The following is an 18534-nucleotide window of genomic DNA, read 5'->3' on the forward strand; positions in this document are numbered from 1 at the left end:
TCCGGTTGCGGGGGACGCTGCAAGTACGTCCATGTAAGCTCGGTCGCCGCATCCATGCGGCTCACGCCCCCGCAACCGGACCCACCCCGCCTTCGACAGTTGGCCGCGATCTGATGGTAGGTGTCGACCTTGGTCGACACGGAAGATCCACGCCATGCGTGGATGGAACAGAGCAGGAGAGTGGGCTCAGTTTCAGGCACGCAGCATCTCCGCAAGAGGAGCCCCCTTGTTGTTCAAGGGGGCGCGCCGATAGGCGGGGGGATAAGGTGGAATGCGCGCGGGGCCCACGGTTTGCGCAGCAAATCGTGGGACGTAACGCAGGTGGAGATTAAATCTCCACCTGTGCGCCCAACTCAACCAGACGGTTGCCCGGAATCCGGAAGAAGCCCGTGGCCGGCGCAGCGTTGCGATGCATCAGCGCGAACAGCTTGTCGCGCCAGATCGGCATGCCGCGGTTGGCGGTGGCGACGATGGTCTCGCGGCTGGCGAAGAAGGTGGTGTCCATCGGATCGAAATAGATCCCGCCGTGGTCGCAGGAGCGCATCAACGCCAACGGTACGTCCGGCGTCTCCATGAAACCGAAGCGGACATAGACCCGGTAGAACTCGTCGCCCACCGATTCGATCTTCAGCCGCTGCCCCTCCATCGCATAGGGAATGGGCAGGGTTTCCACATGCAGGAAGACGTTGCGCTCGTGCAGCACCTTGTTGTGCTTGAGGTTGTGCATCAGTGCATGCGGAGCCACGGTCGGGTCAGCGGTGAGGAACACCGCGGTACCCGGCACGCGCACCGGCGGCGCCAGCATCAGGCCCGGCAGGAAGGTGTCGATGCGGATACCGTCCTTGCGGATCTCGTCGCGCAGCAGCTCTCGGCCACGGCGCCAGGTGCGCATCATAGTGAACAGGAAGATGCCCAGCACGACCGGGAACCAGGCGCCCTGCAGCAGCTTGGCGCCATTGGCGATGACGAAGCCGACGTCGATGATGAAGAACACCACGCACAGCGGCAGGATCCAATGGCGCGCCTTCGGCCACAGCGAGCGCGCGACCAGGGCCAGCAGCAGCGTATCGATCAGCATGGTGGCCGAGACCGAGATGCCATAGGCCACGGCCAGGTTCGACGAGCTGCGGAAGGCCAGCACCAGGCCGATGACCATCACCGCGATGCCCCAGTTGATGCCCGGGATGTAGATCTGGCCGATGGTGTCGTGCGAAGTGTGCTTGATGCGCATGCGCGGGATGTAGCCGAGCTGCATGGCCTGGCGCGAGACCGAGAACGCGCCGGTGATCACCGACTGCGAGGCGATCACCGCCGCCATCGTGGCCAGGATGATCATCGGATACAGGGCCCAGTCGGGGACCGCTTCGAAGAAGGGATTCTTCACCGCTTCGGGGTGGTTCAGCACCAGCGCGCCCTGCCCCAGATAGTTCAGCACCAGGCACGGCAGCACGAAGAAGTACCAGGCATGGCGGATGGGCTTGGCACCGAAGTGGCCCATGTCGGCATACAGGGCCTCGCCACCGGTGACCGCCAGCACCACGGCGCCAAGGATGAAGATGCCGTGCCAGCTGTGCTCCATGAAGAAGCGGATCGCCCACCACGGGTTGAACGCCTTCAGCACTTCCGGCGAATCGATGATGTTGTAGATGCCGATCGCCGCCAGCGAAATGAACCACACCGAGGTGATCGGGCCGAACGCCTTGCCGATCTTCTCTGTGCCGAAACGCTGCGCGGCGAACACCATCAGCAGGACCACCACGGTGATCGGCACGATGAACGCGTGCAGGCCCGGTGCGGCCACCTCCAGGCCCTCGACGGCACCAAGCACCGAGATCGCAGGGGTGATCACGCCATCACCGAAGAACAGCGACGCACCGAAGATGCCCAGGATGCCCACCACGTAGGCCGAGCGTGAGCCGTTGCGCAGCGTACGCTGGGTCAGCGCCATCAACGCCATGATGCCGCCCTCGCCATCGTTGTCGGCGCGCATGATGATGGTCACGTACTTCAGGGTGACCACGATGTTCAGCGCCCAGAACGCCAGCGACAGCACGCCGAGCACGGTGTCGTGGTCGCTGTTGAGCCCGTAGTGCGGCGAGAACGCCTCCTTCAGGGTGTACAGCGGGCTGGTACCGATGTCACCGAAGACCACACCGATCGCACCGATGACCAGCGCCAGTCCCCCGGCCGGGGGGGCGTGACCGTGTCCGCCAGGGGCGGCTGCATGCGGGGTTTGACTGCTGGACATGGGACTCCTGGCGAAGCTCAGGCGATGGGGGGAGGAAAAGGACGCGGCTCAGCGCAGCGCCGACTGCAGGGCCTTGCGGATGACCGTGGCCACTTCGTCGCCTTCGTTGAAGGCATCACGGGCCATGCGGGCCGCTTCGGCCGGCTTGTAGCCCAACTGCTGCAGCGCCACGGTGGCATCGGACAGCGGGTCGGCCGGGGCCGGACCGCTGCCGGTCGGCAGCGCCCCGCCGGCACCGAACTGGGCCGCACGGTCGCGCAGCTCCAGCACCATGCGCTCGGCAGTCTTCTTGCCGATGCCCGGGATGCGGGTCAGTGCGGTGATGTCGCCCGCCTGCACCATGCGCGCGAATTCCTCGACGCTGACAGCGGACAGCACGGCCAGCGCGATCTTCGCGCCGATGCCGCTGACTTTCTGCACATCGCGGAACAGCCGACGCTCGCCCTCGCGCAGGAAGCCGTACAGCGAGACGCTGTCTTCCTTCTGCGCGTAATGGGTGTACAGCGTGAGCTCGCGTCCAAGCTCGGGCAGGTCGTAGAAGGTGCTCATCGGCGCCTCCAGTTCGTAGCCCACTCCATTCACGTCCACCACCAGCCACGGCGGCGCCTTGTAGGCGACGATGCCGCGCAGTCGACCGATCATTGCGTGCAGCTCCTCATTTGCGACCCCACGCCTGGCGGGCGCTGAGCCCCAGGCGGTTGGCCGTCGCCCTTACGTGGGCGTGGGTGATCGCTACCGCCAACGCGTCGGCCGCGTCGGCCTGCAGCTTGGTTTTCAGGTTGAGCATGAGCCCGACCATGTGTTGAACCTGTTGCTTTTCCGCGCCACCACGGCCGACCACGGCCAGCTTGATCTCGCTGGCGGCGTATTCGTGCACCGGCAGGTCGCGCAGCACCACGGCCGAAATGGCTGCGCCGCGGGCCTGGCCCAGCTTCAGCGCCGAATCGGGGTTGCGCGCCATGAACACGCGCTCGATCGCCACTTCCTGCGGCTGGTACTCGCGGCACAGGTCGGCCAGACCCAGCACCAGCAGCTTCATCCGCTGCGGGAAATCGTCGGCGCCCAGCAGTACCAGGGGCTGGTGATGGACGTGGATGACGCGCCCTGCGGCATCGACATCGATGATGCCCACCCCGGTCCGCTGTGAACCGGGGTCGATGCCGAGGATGCGGGTCATGCCGCGCTCCTGGCGGGGCGGAACGGGAAGCGCTGGCAGGCGTATGGGCTCATGACTGTCCGCGGTGACCGTTCAACGGCCCGCGCCCAGGCCGTCGGTGACGGCTCAGGCGTAGGCGTCGGCGCCGAGTTCGGCGTTCGAATACACGTCCTGCACGTCGTCCAGGTCTTCAAGCATGTCCAGCAGCTTGCGGACCTGCAGTGCGACCTCGCCCTCGACCTTGATGTCGTTGTCGGCGCGGAAGGTGATCTCGGCGTGGTCGGCGAGATGCCCTGCGGCAGTCATCGCCTCCTTTACCGCGTTGAATGCGTCAGGGCTGGTGACCACGTCGATCGAGCCATCGTCCGGATAGACGACGATGTCATCGGCGCCCGCCTCGATGGCCGCTTCGGTGATCGCCTCCTCGTCGGCACCCGGGGCAAAGCTGAGCACGCCCAAGCGCTTGAACATGAAGGCCACCGAACCCTCGGTCCCCATGTTGCCGCCGCATTTGCTGAACGCGTGGCGGACATCGGCCACGGTGCGCACGCGGTTGTCGGTCAGGCAATCGACGATCACCGCCACACCGCCGGGCGCATAGCCCTCGTAGCGCACTTCCTCGTAGTCGACGCCTTCCAGCTCACCGGTGGCCTTCTTGATCGCACGTTCGATCACGTCCTTGGACATGTTCACGGCCAGGCCCTTGTCCATCGCCACGCGCAGGCGCGGGTTGTTGTTGGGGTCGCCTCCACCGCCGCGCGCGGCCACGCCGATCTCGCGGATGATCTTGGTGAAAATCTTGCCGCGCTTCGCGTCGGACGCGTTCTTGCGGGCTTCGATGGAGGGGCCTCTACCCATGGGTGCTACCGTCTGGCTGCTTCAGGATCAAGGCGCGGATTCTACCTGATCGGGCGCTGCAACCGTGTCTAGGGCGGATGGGCGCCGCTGCGCTCGCCGGGCATGGCCCGGCGGACGGTGCGCATCGACCGGGCGCCTACGCGGCCGCAGCGTCGCGGCTGTGATCGAACCGGCCGTGGCGCAGGAAGTGCGCGGTCTGCCGTGCCGCATCGGGCGAAACCACCAGGCCGCTGTGGCTGGTACGCACTACGCAATGATCGGCCAGACCCGGCAGGCGGGTTTCCGCCAGCGCCACCGTGCCGTCGGAGGCATCGTCGATCGCGCCGAGCAGGCTGCCCAGCCCATGCGGCACCGAACCGGCGATCAGGCCGACCGCGGCCGTGCCCTGCCAGTCGGGCAGGCCGTCAAGCAGCAGTTCGCTGCTGCGGCCCAAGGCCAGGCCCCAGCCATGCTCGGACAGCGAACGCGCGGTACCGCTGCCGCGCAGCGGCGAGCCAAGGCAGACCACGCGCTGTACCTGCAGCTGCGGTTGCCGGCGCAGTGCCTCCAGCGCCAGCAGCCCGCCAAGGCTGTGGCCGACCAGCGACAGCGGTCCGGCATCGGCCAGACGCTCCAACAGCTGAGGTACCGCTACATCCGGGCCGCCGAACACGGAGGAATAGCCAAAGGTCTGCACCCGGAACCCGCGCGCGCGCAGGCGCCACGCCAGCGGCCCTACCCAGGCGCGGGCGTTCCAGATGCCATGGAGCAGCAGTACGGGGGGTGTCATGTGCAACAGCCTGGCGATCAGCGGGGCGAAAACGTGAAGTGATTGAACACACGCCGGCAGAAAGCGGCGGTGAACGCGCTCAGGCCGTTCGCGGCGCGCGGCGCAGGATGAACTCCAGATCGTTGGTCTGGCCGACCGGGAACAGGTACTGCCCGGCCTTCTCGAAGCCGTAACGGGCATAGAAGCGCTGTGCGCCGAAGTTCTCCGACCACACGCCCAGCCACAGTGTCCTCGGGCCGTCGCGTTCCAGCCACGCCAGCGCGGTTTCCAGCAGGCGGCTGCCCCAGCCACAACTCTGCTGCGACTTGACCAGGTACAGGCGCTTGAGCTCGCCATCCCCCGCTTTCACATCCTGATGGGGCAGGCCACAGGGGCCGGCGGCGGCATGACCGACCGCCTCCCCTTCCCGCTCCAGCAACCACACGGCGTAATCCGGGTGAGCCAGGATCGTGCGCTGGCGCTCGACCGTGTAGGACTCCTGCAGGAACGCCTGCAGGTCCTGCGGCGGATACAGGTGGCCGAAAGTCTCGGTGAACGTGCGTGCGGCCAGCGCCGACAAGGTCGGCGCGTCGTCCACGGTGGCGCGGCGGATCGAGTACATGCAGGAAGTTGACGTCAGCGCGAAGGGCGGGTCAAGCCTTTTCAGGCGATTCCGCGTCTTCGTCTTCCTCGTCCTCTTCCTCGTACTCCTCTTCGTCCTCGTCCTCTTCTTCGCCTTCCTCGTCCTCGTCGTACTCTTCTTCCTCTTCGTCGTCTTCGTAATCCTCGACGCCGAAGTCTTCACCGTCCCAGCGGCCTTCGCCGTCGGCGACGAAGGTCAGGGCCATCGCCGCCGGGTTGGTACCGACGCGGACCAGCCAACCACCGAACACGCGTGCCCGCTCGGTGACCAGGTTGGCCTCGGAGCCTTCATTGCCCAGCTTTTCCCACTCCAGCGAAAACGCAAACTCGGTCATTGCCTGGATCTCCTGATCAGTTTTTCTTGGGGCGAACCTGGATGTGCACTTCGGCCAGCTGCTCGTCGACGATCGGCGACGGCGCGTCGGTCATCAGATCCTGTGCACCGGTGGTCTTCGGGAACGGGATGACGTCGCGGATCGACTCGGTGCCGGCCATCAGCGCGGCGATGCGGTCGATGCCGAATGCGATGCCGCCGTGCGGCGGCGCGCCGTAGTTCAGCGCGTCGAGCAGGAAACCGAACTTGGCACGCGCTTCTTCGGCGCCGATGCCGAGCAGCTCGAACACCGCGCTCTGCATGTCCGGGCGATGGATACGGATCGAGCCGCCGCCGATTTCATTGCCGTTGAGCACCATGTCGTAGCCGCGCGAGACCGCGGTACGGGCATTGGCGCGCAGGTCGGCGATATCGTCCACAGCCGGTGCGGTGAAGGGGTGATGCAGGGCGACATAGCGCTGCGCCTCGTCGTCCCATTCGAACATCGGGAAATCGGTGACCCACAACGGGCGCCAGCCATCGGCGACCAGGCCGAAGTCCTTGCCGGCCTTCAGGCGTAGCGCGCCCATGAAGTCGGAGACCTTGTTGTAGCCACCGGCACCGAAGAACACGATGTCACCCTTGCCAGCGCCGACGTGGGCAACCAGCGCGGCGAAGGCGTCTTCGCTGAAGAACTTCTGGATCGGCGAGCTGACCTCGCCGTTGTCGGCGATCTTGATGTAGGCCAGGCCCTTGGCGCCGTACTTGGCGGCGTGCGCAGCGTACTCATCGATCTGCTTGCGGCTCAACGCTGCGCCACCGGGGATGCGCAGCGCGGCGACGCGGCCATCGGCGTCGTTGGCCGGGCCGGTGAACACCGGGAACTCACTGCCCTTGACCAGCTCGGCCACGTCCACCAGTTCCAGCGCGATGCGCAGGTCCGGCTTGTCCGACCCATAGCGGCGCATCGCTTCGGCCCAGGTCATGCGCGGGAAGCTGGCATCCAGGTCGACGTCCACCACTTCCTTGAAGATGGCGCGGATCATCTCTTCGACGAAATCCTGCACGTCGCGCTCGCGCACGAAGGCGAACTCCATGTCCAGCTGGGTGAATTCCAGCTGGCGGTCGGCACGCAGCGCTTCATCGCGGAAGCAGCGCGCGATCTGGTAGTAACGGTCGAAGCCGGCCACCATCAGGATCTGCTTGAACAGCTGCGGGCTCTGCGGCAGAGCGTAGAACTCGCCCGGATGCATGCGCGCCGGCACCAGGAAGTCGCGCGCGCCCTCCGGGGTGGCCTTGGTCAGGATCGGGGTTTCGATGTCCTGGAAGCCACGCGCATCCAGGTGACGGCGCAGCGCCTGCACCAGCTTGATGCGGGTGCGCTGCATGCGCTGCATTTCCGGGCGGCGCAGGTCCAGGTAGCGGTACTTCAGGCGGGTATCTTCGCCCGGATTCTCGTGAGCGTGGAACGGCAACGGCGCCGCCTTGTTCAGCACGGTAATGGCCGTGGCGATCACTTCCACCCTGCCGGTCGCCATCTTGTCGTTCACCGCGTGGCGGGCACGCACCACGCCTTCCACCTGCAGCACATCCTCGTAGCCCAGGCTGGCCGCGACCGCGAACACTTCGGCGTTGTCGACCTCGACCGTCACCTGCACGATGCCTTCATGATCGCGCAGATCGATGAAGCAGACGCCGCCCTGGTTACGGGCCACGTCGGTCCAGCCGGCGAGGGTGACAGTCTGGCCAATCAGGGTCTCGTCGACCAGGCCGCAGAAGTGGGTACGCATGGGGGAAAGCTCCGCTGGAGAACGCCGGCACCCGATGGGGCCGGAAAGCCCCGTATTCTGCGGCCGAGGCCCCGGCCGGGGCAAATGCGGGGCAGTCACACGGGCTTTATCCGTTCCGTCCTTATAGTCGCGCACCACACACCGTATGGGGATTCGCCATGAAAACGCTGTCCCTGGCCAGCCTGGCCGTCACCCTCAGCCTGGGCGCCCTCGCCGGGCTCACCCTCTCCCCCGCCCCCGCCGCCGCGCAGAACGGCGTCATCCGCTGCGAAAGCCAGAACAACCGCGAACGGGTCTGCACTACCGGCTGGCGCAGCGCGCAGCTGGTACGCCAGCTGTCCGGCTCGGCCTGCCAGGAAGGCCGTACCTGGGGCAGCCGCAACGGCAGCATCTGGGTCAACAACGGCTGCCGTGCCGAATTCGTCGAGGGTCGCGGCGGTTGGGGCGGTGGGAATGGCGGCTGGGGGGGCAGCAACGGCGACACCATCCGCTGCGAAAGCCAGAACAACCGTGAACGCAGCTGTCCGGTCGGATGGCGCAATGCCCGCCTGGTCCGCCAGTTGTCCGGCAGTCCCTGCCAGGAAGGCCGCACCTGGGGCGTGCGCAATGGCGCGGTGTGGGTCAGCAATGGCTGCCGCGCCGAGTTCGCTGAAGCCCGCGGTGGCTGGGGCGGCGGCAACGGCGGCTGGGGCGGCGGCGGCAACAGCAATTACTCCATTACCTGCAGCAGCAACAACAACCGCACCCAGAACTGTGACTGGGACGAGCGCCAGGGCCGGCCCGTGCTGCAGCAGCAGCTGTCGGGCAGCGCCTGTCAGGAGGGCCGCAGCTGGGGCTATTCGCGGGGCCAGGTCTGGGTGAGCAACGGCTGCCGGGCCCGCTTCGGCACGCGCTGAGCGAACGAACCTGCGGGCGTGCGGCGGCATCGCCGCCGCCGCGCTCGCCGGGGATGGCCCGGCACTGTCAGGCGCGATTCGAGCGCTACGGTGCGGTTGCCGGCGGGGCCTCGTCGCCCCACGGTGCCGGCGGCAACGCCACCGGCTTGCTCAGGTCGAACTGCACGCGGAAGCGGCGGCCTTCGGGACGGGTCAGCTCGTAGACGAAGCGCTGGTCCGGCTCGATCTCCATCGCCCACACGTTGTGGGTGGACGCCAGCATGTCGGCGCGGCGGAACATGGCCACCGAATCGGCATCGGCCGGGAACTGCTGGCGTTCGGCGGTACCCGGCGGACGGCTGTCGCCGCCATACAGGGTGATCGCATCAGGGCTGCCATCGGCATGCCGGTGATCGTGCTTGAGGCGCAGCCCGCTCTCGGTGCGGGTCAGGACCCAGGTCCGCGAATGATCATCGCCGACATGGAAGGGGATGCGCAGCTCATGCCCGGGATCGGCACAGCCCCGCACGTGCATGACCAGCCGCTGCCCGGCGAAGGGGTCCTTGCCGGTCGGTGCCGGCGTGTCCTCCACCACTTTGCCCTCATACGCCTGGCCGCAGTGGGCGGCGATCGCAGCCATGAAGGCATCGGCCGGGGCCGTCGCCACGTCGTGGGCGACCGTATGCGAGGGCTGTGAGCAGGCTGCGAGCGTGAGCAGGGCGACAGAAGCAGTGACGAGGGCAGGCAGTTTCATGCCCCAACCCTAACGGCCATGGCCGGCCTGCGCAAACCACTGGCCCGTTCAACGGCTCGTGTCCACGCCCTCCGCCAGGGTCTCGGTTGCCGCCACCGGTGCGGCCTCGCCCGCCCCGACCGGTTCCTGCTCGACCGGGTCGACATCGAAGGGCGTGCGGAACACCAGCGAGGGCAGCAGGGTGGTCAGCGCCGCGTACAGCAGCAATGCGCCGAACAGCACCGCCGGAATCTGGAACCGCTCACGCATGATCGCGGCCAGGACCAGGGTGAAGATCAGCGTCGGCGCCAGCGCCAGCGACACGCGCAGACTGCTGCGGAAACTCTCACCGAACATCAGCCGGCGCTGCAGCCAGACCACGCCGATACGCAGCGGCAGCACCACCAGGGTGATCACGATGCCCAGCCCCAGCGCTTCGAAGCTCAATGCCTCGGCGGGAACCTTGGTGCCGGCATTGAAGAAGTAGAACGGCACGAAGAACGATGCGAACAGCCGCAGTGCATGCAGGTTCTCGTGCGAGGCCAGCAGCGGCATGCGCTGGTGCAGAAGCCGTGCGACCAGGCCTGCGATGAAGGCGCCCACCAGGTAATACACCCCCAGCAGGTAGGTGATGTAGGCAGCGACCATGCCGACCATGACCAGCAGCGAGAACTCCGAACCGGGCGCGTGCGGCGCCACCCAGCGACCCAGCGCGATGAACAGCAGCGGCAGGCCGACCATCATCGCCAGCAGGGCCAGGCTGGACAGGGCCATGTGACCCGGATCGCCGGCCTGCAGCACGATGAACAGTGCCGCCAGCGCCAGCAGCTCACCGGCGATGGCCTTGCTGGTCACCCAGAACCGCTCGTCCTCGCTCAGACCCAGCCGCGACAGCGAATCCATGATGAAACCCGTGGAGGGCGTCAGCAGCGCCAGGGCCAGCAGGCCCGCGGCCTGCCACGGCAGGCCGGCGTAGCGCCAGGCCAGCCAGCCGACGCCGAACAGGGTGGCGCTGCGCACCACAAGATGCGCCAGCAGGGGCCACATGCCACGGCGCAACGCCTGCAGATCGACCTCCAGACCTGCGAACAGGAACAGGGACGAGATGCCGAGCGTGGCCAGCAGCCCGATCACCGCGTCGTGCGCCTGGTCCCCGAGCCAGAGCATGCCGATGATCCCGAACAGCAGGCAGGTGAGCGGTGCGGGCAGGCTGAAGCGCTGCAGCGCGCGCGGGATCACCAGCAGCGCGAAGATCAGCAGCAGGTAGATCAACTCATGACTCATGGGGGACTTCCGTGTGGTTTCGAACGCGCGCAGGATGCGCGCGCACGACCCTCGGAGCAAGCCCGGCCCGGAGACGGGCGGGCGTCAGCCGATCAGCCTGTCCGCGATGCGTCCAACCTGCGCCAGCACGCTGGCGCGTTGATCGTTGCTGATGTCCGCAGCCTGCAGGTAGGCCGTAATCACCCAGGGTGCCCCTCCCCCCATGGGCCACAACACGGCGGTGTCATTGCGTGCATCCTCGCCATTGCTGCCGGTCTTGTCGCCCACCCGCCAGCGCGCGCCCAGCCCTGCGCGCAGGCACGCATCGCCGGTTTCGTTGTCGATCAGCCAGTCGGCCAGTTGCTGGCGCGCGCCCGGCGCCAGCGCATCGCCCAGCACCAGCCGCTGCAGGGTCGCGGCCATCGCCGCCGGCGTGGTGGTGTCACGTGGATCACCCTCGGCGAAGCTGTTCAGTTCCGGCTCGAGACGATCGCTGCGGGTCACGCTGTCGCCCTGAGCGCGCAGGAAGGCCGTCACGGCGGGCGGCCCGCCCACCACGTCGAACAACAGATTGGCCGCCGTGTTGTCGCTGGTGATGATCGTTGCCCGGCACAGGTCGCGTACGGTCAGATCCTTGCCGGCGTGGCGGCGCGCCACCGGCGCATGCGAAAGCAGGTCGGCCTCGCGCACCGGCACGCGCCTGTCCAGCAGCCCGGGCACGCGCCGTGACTGGTCCAGCACCGTGGCCGCCAGCACCGTCTTGAACGTGCTGCACAGCGGGAACCGCTCATCCTGGCGATGGCCGATGCGGCGACCGCTGGCGGTATCCAGCACGGTCACGCCAAGCCGGCCCGCGCAGGCCTTTTCCAGGGCGGCAAAGTCCGTGGCGGCAGCGATCGCGCCGGCCGCCGCCGACGTGCCAACGCCCCTGCCGGCGGCACGGGCGATCAGCGGCAGAGCCAGTGAAGACACCACTGCTGAAGTACTGAACTGAAGGAATCGTCGACGGGGCAACATGCAGGACCTCCGGAAAGTGAACCCGATTATCGAAAGCCCCCGCCGCGCCTGACCAGCGCGTTTTTTCAGCACGTGCCATCAATTTCATTCATGCCTAAGAAGGGCATTCAACGGAGATTCCACGAACCATCCGGATCCCGCTACGATCAGTCATCATTTCAGCTCACGGCTTTCCGATGCTGCATCCGACTCTGCCGCTCAACGCCCTGCGCGCCTTCGAAGCAGCGGCCCGCCACCAGAACTTCACCCGCGCCGCGCTTGAGCTGTGCGTCAGCCAGGCCGCGTTGAGCCATCAGATCCGGGGGCTGGAGGACCGGCTGGGGATCCGCCTGTTCCATCGCCTGCCTCGCGGCGTCGCCCTCACCGATGAAGGCGACGCGCTGTTCCCGGTGCTCAACGAAGCGTTCGAGCGCATCTCGGCCAGCATCGCGCGCTACACGGGGGGAGCGGCCCGCGAAGTGCTGACGCTGGGCGTGGTGGGCACCTTCGCCACCGGCTGGCTGCTGCCACGCCTGGCCGCGTTCGAGGCCACGCATCCGGATATCGAGCTTCGCGTGCAGACGCACAACAACCGCATCGATCTTGCCGGCGAAGGCCTGGACCTGGCCATCCGCTTCGGTGAGGGCGACTGGCAGGGGCAGGCCTGCACGGCGATCCTGGATGCGCCGTTCGCACCGCTGTGCGCCCCCGCCCTGGCACGCCGGCTGAAACAGCCGCGTGATCTGGGCACGCTGCCGCTGCTGCGCTCCTATCGCAATGACGAGTGGCCGCGCTGGCTGCAGGCGGCCGGGGTCAGCGGCGTGGAGGCGCGCGGGCCGGTATTCGATTCGTCGCTGACCTTGGCCATGGCCGCTGCCGGAGGGGCCGGCGTGGCCCTGCTGCCGCTGCGCATGTTCGAACAGGAACTGGCGGAAGGACGGCTGCTGCAGCCGTTCGCCACGACGCTGGAACTGGGCCGCTACTGGCTGACGAGGCTGCGCTCACGCGCCGAGCGTGAGCCTGCACGACGCTTCCGGGAATGGTTGCAGGCGCAGGGCTGACGCGCGCGAGCGGTAGCGCCGGGCCATGCCCGGCGAGCGCAGTGCATCGGGAACACCACCGGGCATGGCCCGGCGCCCTCCATCAGGACTCCAGCAGCTCCATCCAGGCAGCTTCAGCCTTTTCCAGCTGCGCAGCGGCCGTTTCGCGATCACGGCCCAGCACGGCCATGCGGGTGCTGTCGGCATAGTTGGCCGGGTCCGCCAGTTGACGGTCCAGTTCGGCCAGGCCGGCTTCCAGCTCGGCCACCTTGGCTTCCGCCGCGGCCAGCTTGTGCGGATTCACCGGCTTCTTCTGCACGACCTGCGCCACCGGTGCGGTCTTGACCACTACCGGCTCTTCCACCTGCTCCATGCGCGCCTTGGTGCCCTGCGCCTGCGGACGGGTGCGCAGCCACGCAGCGTAGGCGTCGAGATCTCCGTCGAACGGCTCGACCACGCCATCGGCCACGCGCCAGTAGGTATCGCAGACCAGGCCGATCAGGTGGCGATCATGGGAGACCATCACGATCGCGCCTTCGAAGGTTGCCAGCGCTTCGGCCAGCGCCTCGCGCATTTCCAGGTCCAGGTGATTGGTCGGTTCGTCCAGCAGCAGCACGTTCGGCTGCTGCCAGGCGATCAGCGCCAGCGCCAGGCGCGCACGCTCACCACCGGAGAAGCCATCGACCGGCTCGAATGCACGATCACCCGGGAAATTCCACTTGCCGAGGAAGTCGCGGAACGACTGGTTCGGCGCATCCGGCGCGATCTCGCGGAAATGCTCCATCGGCGACTGGCCTTCGTGCAGCGACTCGACCGTGTGCTGTGCGAAGTAGCCGATCTTCAGGTCCGGATGGGCCATGCGCTCGCCGGCAATCGGTGCCAGCTCGCCCACCAGGGTCTTCACCAGGGTGGTCTTGCCGGCGCCGTTGGGGCCGAGCAGGCCGATGCGTTGTCCCGCTTCCAGACCAAAGCCGACGTTGTGCAGGATCACGGCGTCCTGGCCATAGCCCGCCTCGACATGATTCAGGCGGATCAGCGAGAACGGCAGTTTGGCGGGCGGTGCGAACTCGATACGGAACTCGCGCTCGGCACGCACGGCCTCGGTACCGGCCAGCTTGGCCAGACGCTTCATGCGGCTCTGCGCCTGCGCGGCCTTGCTGGCCTGCGCCTTGAAGCGGTCGATGAAGCTCTGCAGGTGGGCCCGCTCGGCCTGTTCCTTCTCGTGCGCGATCTGCTGCTGGCGCAGCTGCTCGGCACGTTGGCGCTCGAAATCGGTGTAGCCGCCCGGGTACAGCTTGGCGCCGCCCCCATGCAGGTGCAGGGTGTGGGTGGCAACGTTGTCGAGGAACTCGCGGTCATGCGAGATCAGCAGCAGCGTGCCGGGGTACTTCAGCAGCCACTGTTCCAGCCAGTACACCGCATCCAGATCGAGGTGGTTGGTCGGTTCGTCGAGCAGCAGCAGGTCGCTGGGCATCATCAGCGCGCGGGCCAGGTTCAGGCGCACGCGCCAGCCACCGGAGAAGGAGGACACCGCGCGGTGGTGGGTCTCGGCCGGGAATCCGAGGCCGTGCAGCAGCTTGCCGGCACGTGCTTCGGCGTCATAGGCGCCCATCTCGGCCATCCGGGTATGGGCATTGGCCACCGCCTCCCAGTCTTCACGGGCGGTCGCATCGGCCTCTTCGGCCAGCACGGCGGCCACTTCCGTATCGCCACCGAGCACGAAGCTCAACGCCGGATCCGGCAGCGACGGGGTTTCCTGGGCCACGCTGGCAATGCGGACCTTGCCGGGCAGGTCGACGTCGCCCTTGTCGGCCTCCAGTTCGCCCTTCACCGCCGCGAACAGGCTGGACTTGCCGGCACCGTTGCGGCCGACCACGCCCACCCGGTAACCGGCATGCAGGGTCAGGTCGACGTTGGACAACAGCAGCCGCTCGCCGCGGCGCAAGGCGAAATTACGAAGCGAAATCATCGGGGGAGGGGTCCATATAACCGGATGGAATGTGCTGGTAAGCACTGTTCCTGCGACGCAATTCTAGCGTTAACGAATACTTGACGCGCCCCGGGATGCGCAGCGGCTGGCGTTTCCTCTCTCCCACGTCCTCACCGCACGCGTCCCGGGCCCCTCTCATGATGATGCCCATCGCGGCTAAATGGTTGCTGCTGCAACGTTTTTTCCGATGGCCGGCATTTGACAGGCACTGAATATCCCGTTAATTCCTATTTTGCGCACCGCAACAACCGTCGTCCGCTTCACCTCGTGATGTCGATACCGGTGCCGTCCCCGCCAACCGGAGTTCCGTCCCGATGACCAGCAAGACCAGCCTGATCGCCGCCGCCGTCGCTGTCGCACTCGGTGGCTCTCCGTTCCTCGCCGCCGCCCAGCAGAGCGGTACTGCCGCCAACACACTGGACACCGTGATCGTCACCGGTACCCGCGTGGCCGACCGCACGGTCGCCGAATCGCAGTCCCCGATCGACATCATCACCCCCGAGGTTCTGCAGTCCACCGGCACCAGCGAACTGGCCACCGCGCTGTCGCGTGCCCTGCCCTCGCTGAACTTCCCGCGCCCGGCCCTGACCGACGGCACCAGCGGCGTGCGACCGGCGCAGCTGCGTGGCCTGTCACCGGACCAGGTGCTGGTGCTGGTCAACGGGAAGCGCCGCCACACCTCCGCCATGATCAACGTCAACGGCAGCATCGGCCGCGGCTCGTCGGCGGTGGACATCAATGCGATTCCGATCGCCGCCATCGAGCGCGTTGAAGTGCTGCGCGACGGCGCTTCGGCGCAGTACGGCTCGGACGCCATCGCCGGCGTCATCAACATCGTGCTCAAGGGCAGCGGCAGCGGCGGCAGCCTGGCCGTCGACTACGGCCAGTATTCGGCCGGCGATGGCAACAAGTACCAGCTCTCCGGCGATACCGGCGTGGAGTTCGGCAGCGGCCGTGGCCGCCTGCACGTGGCCGGGCAGATCAGCCAGCAGGATGAAAGCAACCGCGCCGGTCCTTACCAGGGCAGCACACCGAACACCGGCAATTTCCCTGGCATCGGCGAGACGACCTTCGTGGTCGGCGATCCGCGCGTGGATGCGACCGCCGCCTCGGCCAACGCCAGCTTCGACTTCAGCGACCGCGTTACCGGCTACGCCAGCGCGTTGCTCAGCAACCGCGACATCACCTCGTTCGCGTTCTACCGCTCGCGCAACCACAGTGGGCAGGGCGCCCTGCTGGCCCAGATCTATCCCGACGGCTTCGTGCCGCAGATCAACCAGTACTCCAAGGACCGCTCGCTGGTGGCCGGCGTCAAGGGCAGCACCGACAGCGGCTGGACCTGGGACCTGAGCCTGAACCACGGCGAGAACACCCTGGATTTCCACACCCGCAACACCATCAACTACAGCCTGGGTACGGCCAGCCCGAGCTCGTTCTACGACGGCACGTTGAAGTACCAGCAGGACATCTTCAATGCCGACCTGACCAAGTCGCTGGACTGGGGCCTGGCCTATCCGGTGACGCTGTCCTTCGGTGGTGAGTACCGCAAGGAGAAGTGGGACCAGAACCCGGGCGAGCTGAATTCGTACACCGGCAGCGGCGCACAGGGCTTCGCCGGCTTCACCCCGACCAATGAAGTGCATACCGACCGCCACAACTATGCGGTCTACGCCGGCCTGGAAGCGGACCTGACCGAGAAGTTCTCCGCCGGCCTCACCGGGCGCTACGAAGACTATTCGGACTTCGGTGACCGCTTCTCCGGCAAGCTTTCGGCACGCTACGCGTTCACCGACAAGGTCGCGCTGCGGGCCACCGCGTCCAGTGGCTTCCGCGCGCCATCGCTGGGCCAGCAGGGCTACCAGGCGGTGACCAGCACCATCATCAACGGTGACTTCTTCGAACGCGGCACTTTCCCCACCACCAGCCCGGCCGCACAGGCGCTGGGCGCCTCGCCACTGAAGGCCGAGACCTCCACCAGCTACAGCCTGGGCCTGGTGCTGCAGCCGGTGGACCGCCTGTACGTGACCATCGATGCGTACCAGATCGACATTGACGATCGCATCGCCCTGTCCTCCAATATCACCACCACGCCGGCTGCCGCCGCGCTGCTGGGCGGGCTGGGCCTGCCGCAGGTGACGGCCTTCTCGTACTTCACCAATGCACTGGACACGCGCACGCGGGGCGTGGACTTCGTCTCCAGCTATACCGTGCCCTTCAGTGCCAGCAGCCTGGAGCTGACGGCGGCCTACAGCTACAACGAAACCGAAGTGAAGCGGGTGAACGGGTCTCCGTCGGTGTTCCCGACGCTGGGTATCTCGCAGTCGCTGATCGGCCGCGATGAGATCGGCCGCATCGAGGACAGCTATCCGCGCGACAAGGCGATCCTCAGCGGCACCTGGCGCTCGGATCATTGGGAGCTGGGCCTGGCGGCCACACGCTACGGCAAGTTCACCGTGCGCAATTCGGCCACCGCGCTGCGTGACCAGACCTACGGTGATGCCTGGGTAGTGGATGCCTCGGCCAGCTACAAGCCGAGCAGCAACTGGACCCTGACCGTCGGTGCGGACAATCTGCTGGACAAGTATCCGGACCGGACGGCGGACCTGCAGAACTCGACCTTCGGCATGCTGCCGTACAGCAACTACTCGCCGTTCGGCTTCAACGGCGCGTATGTGTACGGGCGTATCCGGTACACCTGGTAAGCGGCACCGGTAACGCCGGGCCGCGCCCGGCGGCGCTCGCGTCTCGCACCCGCTGACCTACCGCGGCGGGTGTTCTGTTTTGTGCTGCGGGCAGATCAGTCGCACGGCTGGCAATTGGTCCTGCGACGACCTCGTGCAATCACACGGACAGACTCAAGACAATTGTCCAGACTGTCAAAATTCACGTTTACTTGAAATCCAGGGAGCGACCAGCTCGCGCTGCCAAACGTTCCCTCATCGCGCCATCGACTGGCTCGTTCACCAATGCGTTCTTCGAGAATGGACGGCGGATCATCGAATTGAAGACCGAATGGCAACGGTCCAGCCCAGGCTCTTGAGTTTCCCAGTCGATCGCGGATGAAACTTATGCCGGTGCATACCGGGTGGCCACCGGGCACGCCTCGCTTACTGTCGAAGTAAAGGATGAAGCCATGCTCGTCGGCTCTGTCAACGACCTCCCTGCTCGCCTCCGCCATCAGACTCGCAAGACCAAATTCCCGGAACACAGCCTGGAAATCGGCACCTCCGGTCGATCTCCCGAGGATATCGAGCACCTGCTCCGCTGAGGGGAACGCGTGCATCGCCGGCGCGTGGGCCAGCAATGGCATGGGAATTCCCACGCTGATATCAACGATCCCAGGCTCTCGTGCCTGTTCGACGCACTCCGGTTGATAGGTCAAACGGATGCGGTGGTCAGGCAACCACCAAGCGTCGCGCCTGCCGGCATGCAGTCTACTCCCCCACCCTGCCGTAGCCAGTCTGGCGCGCGCCGTAGCCCTGTCGTCATCCCACTTTAGGCCAAAGGGCAGGACACCCTCATAGCGACGCATGACGTCTGGAATTCCTGAGGTCACAGCGACATTGGTGAAAACAAGCACTCCGCTTTTCCCGTGCGATGCTACAGATCGTCCATTCCAGTAATTTCGTTCGCTGAAAGAGAACAGCACGCCCTGGCCGCTCGCACGCAGGACGGCCTCATAAGGACTTCTGGCGGGACGGGTCAACTCTGGTCTTCGCCTGACGCCCAGCGATTGAAGCATCGTCGTGACGGCTGGATCAGCAGCGCTTCTGCCAAAGAGGGCCGTTATCGCCTGGAGTTCCATTTCATTCATTCCTCTGGCGGCAGCCGTAGGCTGACGCAACGCACTCCCCTTTCACCGTCGTAGTCGACAGCCAGCTC

Annotated in this window: 16 protein-coding genes; 3 read left to right on the forward strand and 13 right to left on the reverse strand. The window is 66.6% G+C overall.

Features of this window, described 5'->3' with window-relative positions; translation table 11 throughout:
* Positions 1-328 precede the first annotated feature (328 nt).
* The 8 genes from IMX13_RS12875 to aspS all read right to left on the reverse strand — a co-directional run bounded on the left by IMX13_RS12875 (position 329) and on the right by aspS (position 7755).
* Complete coding sequence (locus IMX13_RS12875) at positions 329-2248, reverse strand: potassium transporter Kup (protein WP_053519356.1); 1920 nt, start codon at positions 2246-2248, stop codon at positions 329-331.
* 48 nt (positions 2249-2296) lie between these two features.
* Entirely contained in the window at positions 2297-2890 is a 594-nt protein-coding gene (ruvA, locus tag IMX13_RS12880; protein ID WP_193396483.1) for a Holliday junction branch migration protein RuvA, read from the reverse strand.
* 13 nt (positions 2891-2903) lie between these two features.
* Entirely contained in the window at positions 2904-3425 is a 522-nt protein-coding gene (gene ruvC / locus IMX13_RS12885) for a crossover junction endodeoxyribonuclease RuvC (RefSeq protein WP_053519359.1), read from the reverse strand.
* A gap of 105 nt (positions 3426-3530) precedes the next feature.
* A complete protein-coding gene (locus tag IMX13_RS12890) occupies positions 3531-4262 on the reverse strand; it encodes a YebC/PmpR family DNA-binding transcriptional regulator (RefSeq protein ID WP_053519361.1) in 732 nt (243 codons plus the stop codon).
* Positions 4263-4398: 136 nt separating this feature from the next.
* A complete protein-coding gene (locus IMX13_RS12895; protein WP_053519363.1) occupies positions 4399-5031 on the reverse strand; it encodes a thioesterase domain-containing protein in 633 nt (210 codons plus the stop codon).
* 79 nt (positions 5032-5110) lie between these two features.
* Positions 5111-5632, reverse strand: coding sequence for a GNAT family N-acetyltransferase (locus IMX13_RS12900; RefSeq protein WP_065182592.1), 522 nt, complete (start codon positions 5630-5632; stop codon positions 5111-5113).
* 31 nt (positions 5633-5663) lie between these two features.
* The gene (locus tag IMX13_RS12905; protein WP_053519367.1) at positions 5664-5987 is read right to left on the reverse strand and encodes a hypothetical protein; all 324 of its coding nucleotides are present in this window, start codon (positions 5985-5987) and stop codon (positions 5664-5666) included.
* Between the two features lie 16 nt (positions 5988-6003).
* Positions 6004-7755: an aspartate--tRNA ligase gene (gene aspS, locus IMX13_RS12910; protein WP_053519369.1), complete on the reverse strand. Its 1752-nt coding sequence runs from the start codon at positions 7753-7755 to the stop codon at positions 6004-6006.
* 158 nt (positions 7756-7913) lie between these two features.
* Here aspS and IMX13_RS12915 point away from each other — a divergent pair, with 158 nt between their 5' ends.
* Positions 7914-8651: a DUF3011 domain-containing protein gene (locus tag IMX13_RS12915; RefSeq protein WP_053519371.1), complete on the forward strand. Its 738-nt coding sequence runs from the start codon at positions 7914-7916 to the stop codon at positions 8649-8651.
* 85 nt (positions 8652-8736) lie between these two features.
* On the opposite strand, the gene IMX13_RS12920 is transcribed toward IMX13_RS12915, so the two are convergent.
* The 3 genes from IMX13_RS12920 to blaL2 form a co-directional block, all read right to left on the reverse strand.
* The gene (locus IMX13_RS12920) at positions 8737-9384 is read right to left on the reverse strand and encodes a hypothetical protein (RefSeq protein ID WP_193396484.1); all 648 of its coding nucleotides are present in this window, start codon (positions 9382-9384) and stop codon (positions 8737-8739) included.
* Between the two features lie 48 nt (positions 9385-9432).
* Positions 9433-10647, reverse strand: coding sequence for a cation:proton antiporter (locus tag IMX13_RS12925; RefSeq protein ID WP_193396485.1), 1215 nt, complete (start codon positions 10645-10647; stop codon positions 9433-9435).
* Positions 10648-10731: 84 nt separating this feature from the next.
* Complete coding sequence (gene blaL2, locus IMX13_RS12930) at positions 10732-11643, reverse strand: L2 family extended-spectrum class A beta-lactamase (protein ID WP_193396486.1); 912 nt, start codon at positions 11641-11643, stop codon at positions 10732-10734.
* Between the two features lie 176 nt (positions 11644-11819).
* Here blaL2 and ampR point away from each other — a divergent pair, with 176 nt between their 5' ends.
* Positions 11820-12683, forward strand: coding sequence for a LysR family transcriptional regulator AmpR (gene ampR, locus IMX13_RS12935; protein WP_193396487.1), 864 nt, complete (start codon positions 11820-11822; stop codon positions 12681-12683).
* A gap of 82 nt (positions 12684-12765) precedes the next feature.
* Here the strand turns inward: ampR and IMX13_RS12940 are convergent, their stop codons facing one another.
* Positions 12766-14631, reverse strand: coding sequence for an ABC-F family ATP-binding cassette domain-containing protein (locus tag IMX13_RS12940; protein WP_053519381.1), 1866 nt, complete (start codon positions 14629-14631; stop codon positions 12766-12768).
* A 335-nt stretch (positions 14632-14966) separates the two neighbouring features.
* Here IMX13_RS12940 and IMX13_RS12945 point away from each other — a divergent pair, with 335 nt between their 5' ends.
* Complete coding sequence (locus IMX13_RS12945; protein WP_193396488.1) at positions 14967-17354, forward strand: TonB-dependent receptor; 2388 nt, start codon at positions 14967-14969, stop codon at positions 17352-17354.
* A gap of 95 nt (positions 17355-17449) precedes the next feature.
* On the opposite strand, the gene IMX13_RS12950 is transcribed toward IMX13_RS12945, so the two are convergent.
* Positions 17450-18457: a hypothetical protein gene (locus tag IMX13_RS12950; RefSeq protein WP_193396489.1), complete on the reverse strand. Its 1008-nt coding sequence runs from the start codon at positions 18455-18457 to the stop codon at positions 17450-17452.
* Between the last annotated feature and the right edge of the window lie 77 nt (positions 18458-18534).

The sequence above is a fragment of the Stenotrophomonas sp. B2 genome (assembly GCF_014947095.1).
GTDB lineage: Bacteria > Pseudomonadota > Gammaproteobacteria > Xanthomonadales > Xanthomonadaceae > Stenotrophomonas > Stenotrophomonas maltophilia_P.

Excerpts from the sequence above, each read along its gene's own strand:
- IMX13_RS12925 (WP_193396485.1), bottom strand. The coding sequence starts at position 10,647 with ATGAGTCATGAGTTGATCTACCTGCTGCTGATCTTCGCGCTGCTGGTG.
- ruvA (WP_193396483.1), bottom strand. The coding sequence starts at position 2,890 with ATGATCGGTCGACTGCGCGGCATCGTCGCCTACAAGGCGCCGCCGTGG.
- IMX13_RS12950 (WP_193396489.1), bottom strand. The coding sequence starts at position 18,457 with ATGGAACTCCAGGCGATAACGGCCCTCTTTGGCAGAAGCGCTGCTGAT.
- blaL2 (WP_193396486.1), bottom strand. The coding sequence starts at position 11,643 with ATGTTGCCCCGTCGACGATTCCTTCAGTTCAGTACTTCAGCAGTGGTG.
- IMX13_RS12900 (WP_065182592.1), bottom strand. The coding sequence starts at position 5,632 with ATGTACTCGATCCGCCGCGCCACCGTGGACGACGCGCCGACCTTGTCG.
- ampR (WP_193396487.1), top strand. The coding sequence starts at position 11,820 with ATGCTGCATCCGACTCTGCCGCTCAACGCCCTGCGCGCCTTCGAAGCA.
- IMX13_RS12895 (WP_053519363.1), bottom strand. The coding sequence starts at position 5,031 with ATGACACCCCCCGTACTGCTGCTCCATGGCATCTGGAACGCCCGCGCC.
- IMX13_RS12875 (WP_053519356.1), bottom strand. The coding sequence starts at position 2,248 with ATGTCCAGCAGTCAAACCCCGCATGCAGCCGCCCCTGGCGGACACGGT.
- IMX13_RS12915 (WP_053519371.1), top strand. The coding sequence starts at position 7,914 with ATGAAAACGCTGTCCCTGGCCAGCCTGGCCGTCACCCTCAGCCTGGGC.
- IMX13_RS12940 (WP_053519381.1), bottom strand. The coding sequence starts at position 14,631 with ATGATTTCGCTTCGTAATTTCGCCTTGCGCCGCGGCGAGCGGCTGCTG.
- IMX13_RS12890 (WP_053519361.1), bottom strand. The coding sequence starts at position 4,262 with ATGGGTAGAGGCCCCTCCATCGAAGCCCGCAAGAACGCGTCCGACGCG.
- IMX13_RS12920 (WP_193396484.1), bottom strand. The coding sequence starts at position 9,384 with ATGAAACTGCCTGCCCTCGTCACTGCTTCTGTCGCCCTGCTCACGCTC.
- IMX13_RS12945 (WP_193396488.1), top strand. The coding sequence starts at position 14,967 with ATGACCAGCAAGACCAGCCTGATCGCCGCCGCCGTCGCTGTCGCACTC.
- aspS (WP_053519369.1), bottom strand. The coding sequence starts at position 7,755 with ATGCGTACCCACTTCTGCGGCCTGGTCGACGAGACCCTGATTGGCCAG.
- ruvC (WP_053519359.1), bottom strand. The coding sequence starts at position 3,425 with ATGACCCGCATCCTCGGCATCGACCCCGGTTCACAGCGGACCGGGGTG.
- IMX13_RS12905 (WP_053519367.1), bottom strand. The coding sequence starts at position 5,987 with ATGACCGAGTTTGCGTTTTCGCTGGAGTGGGAAAAGCTGGGCAATGAA.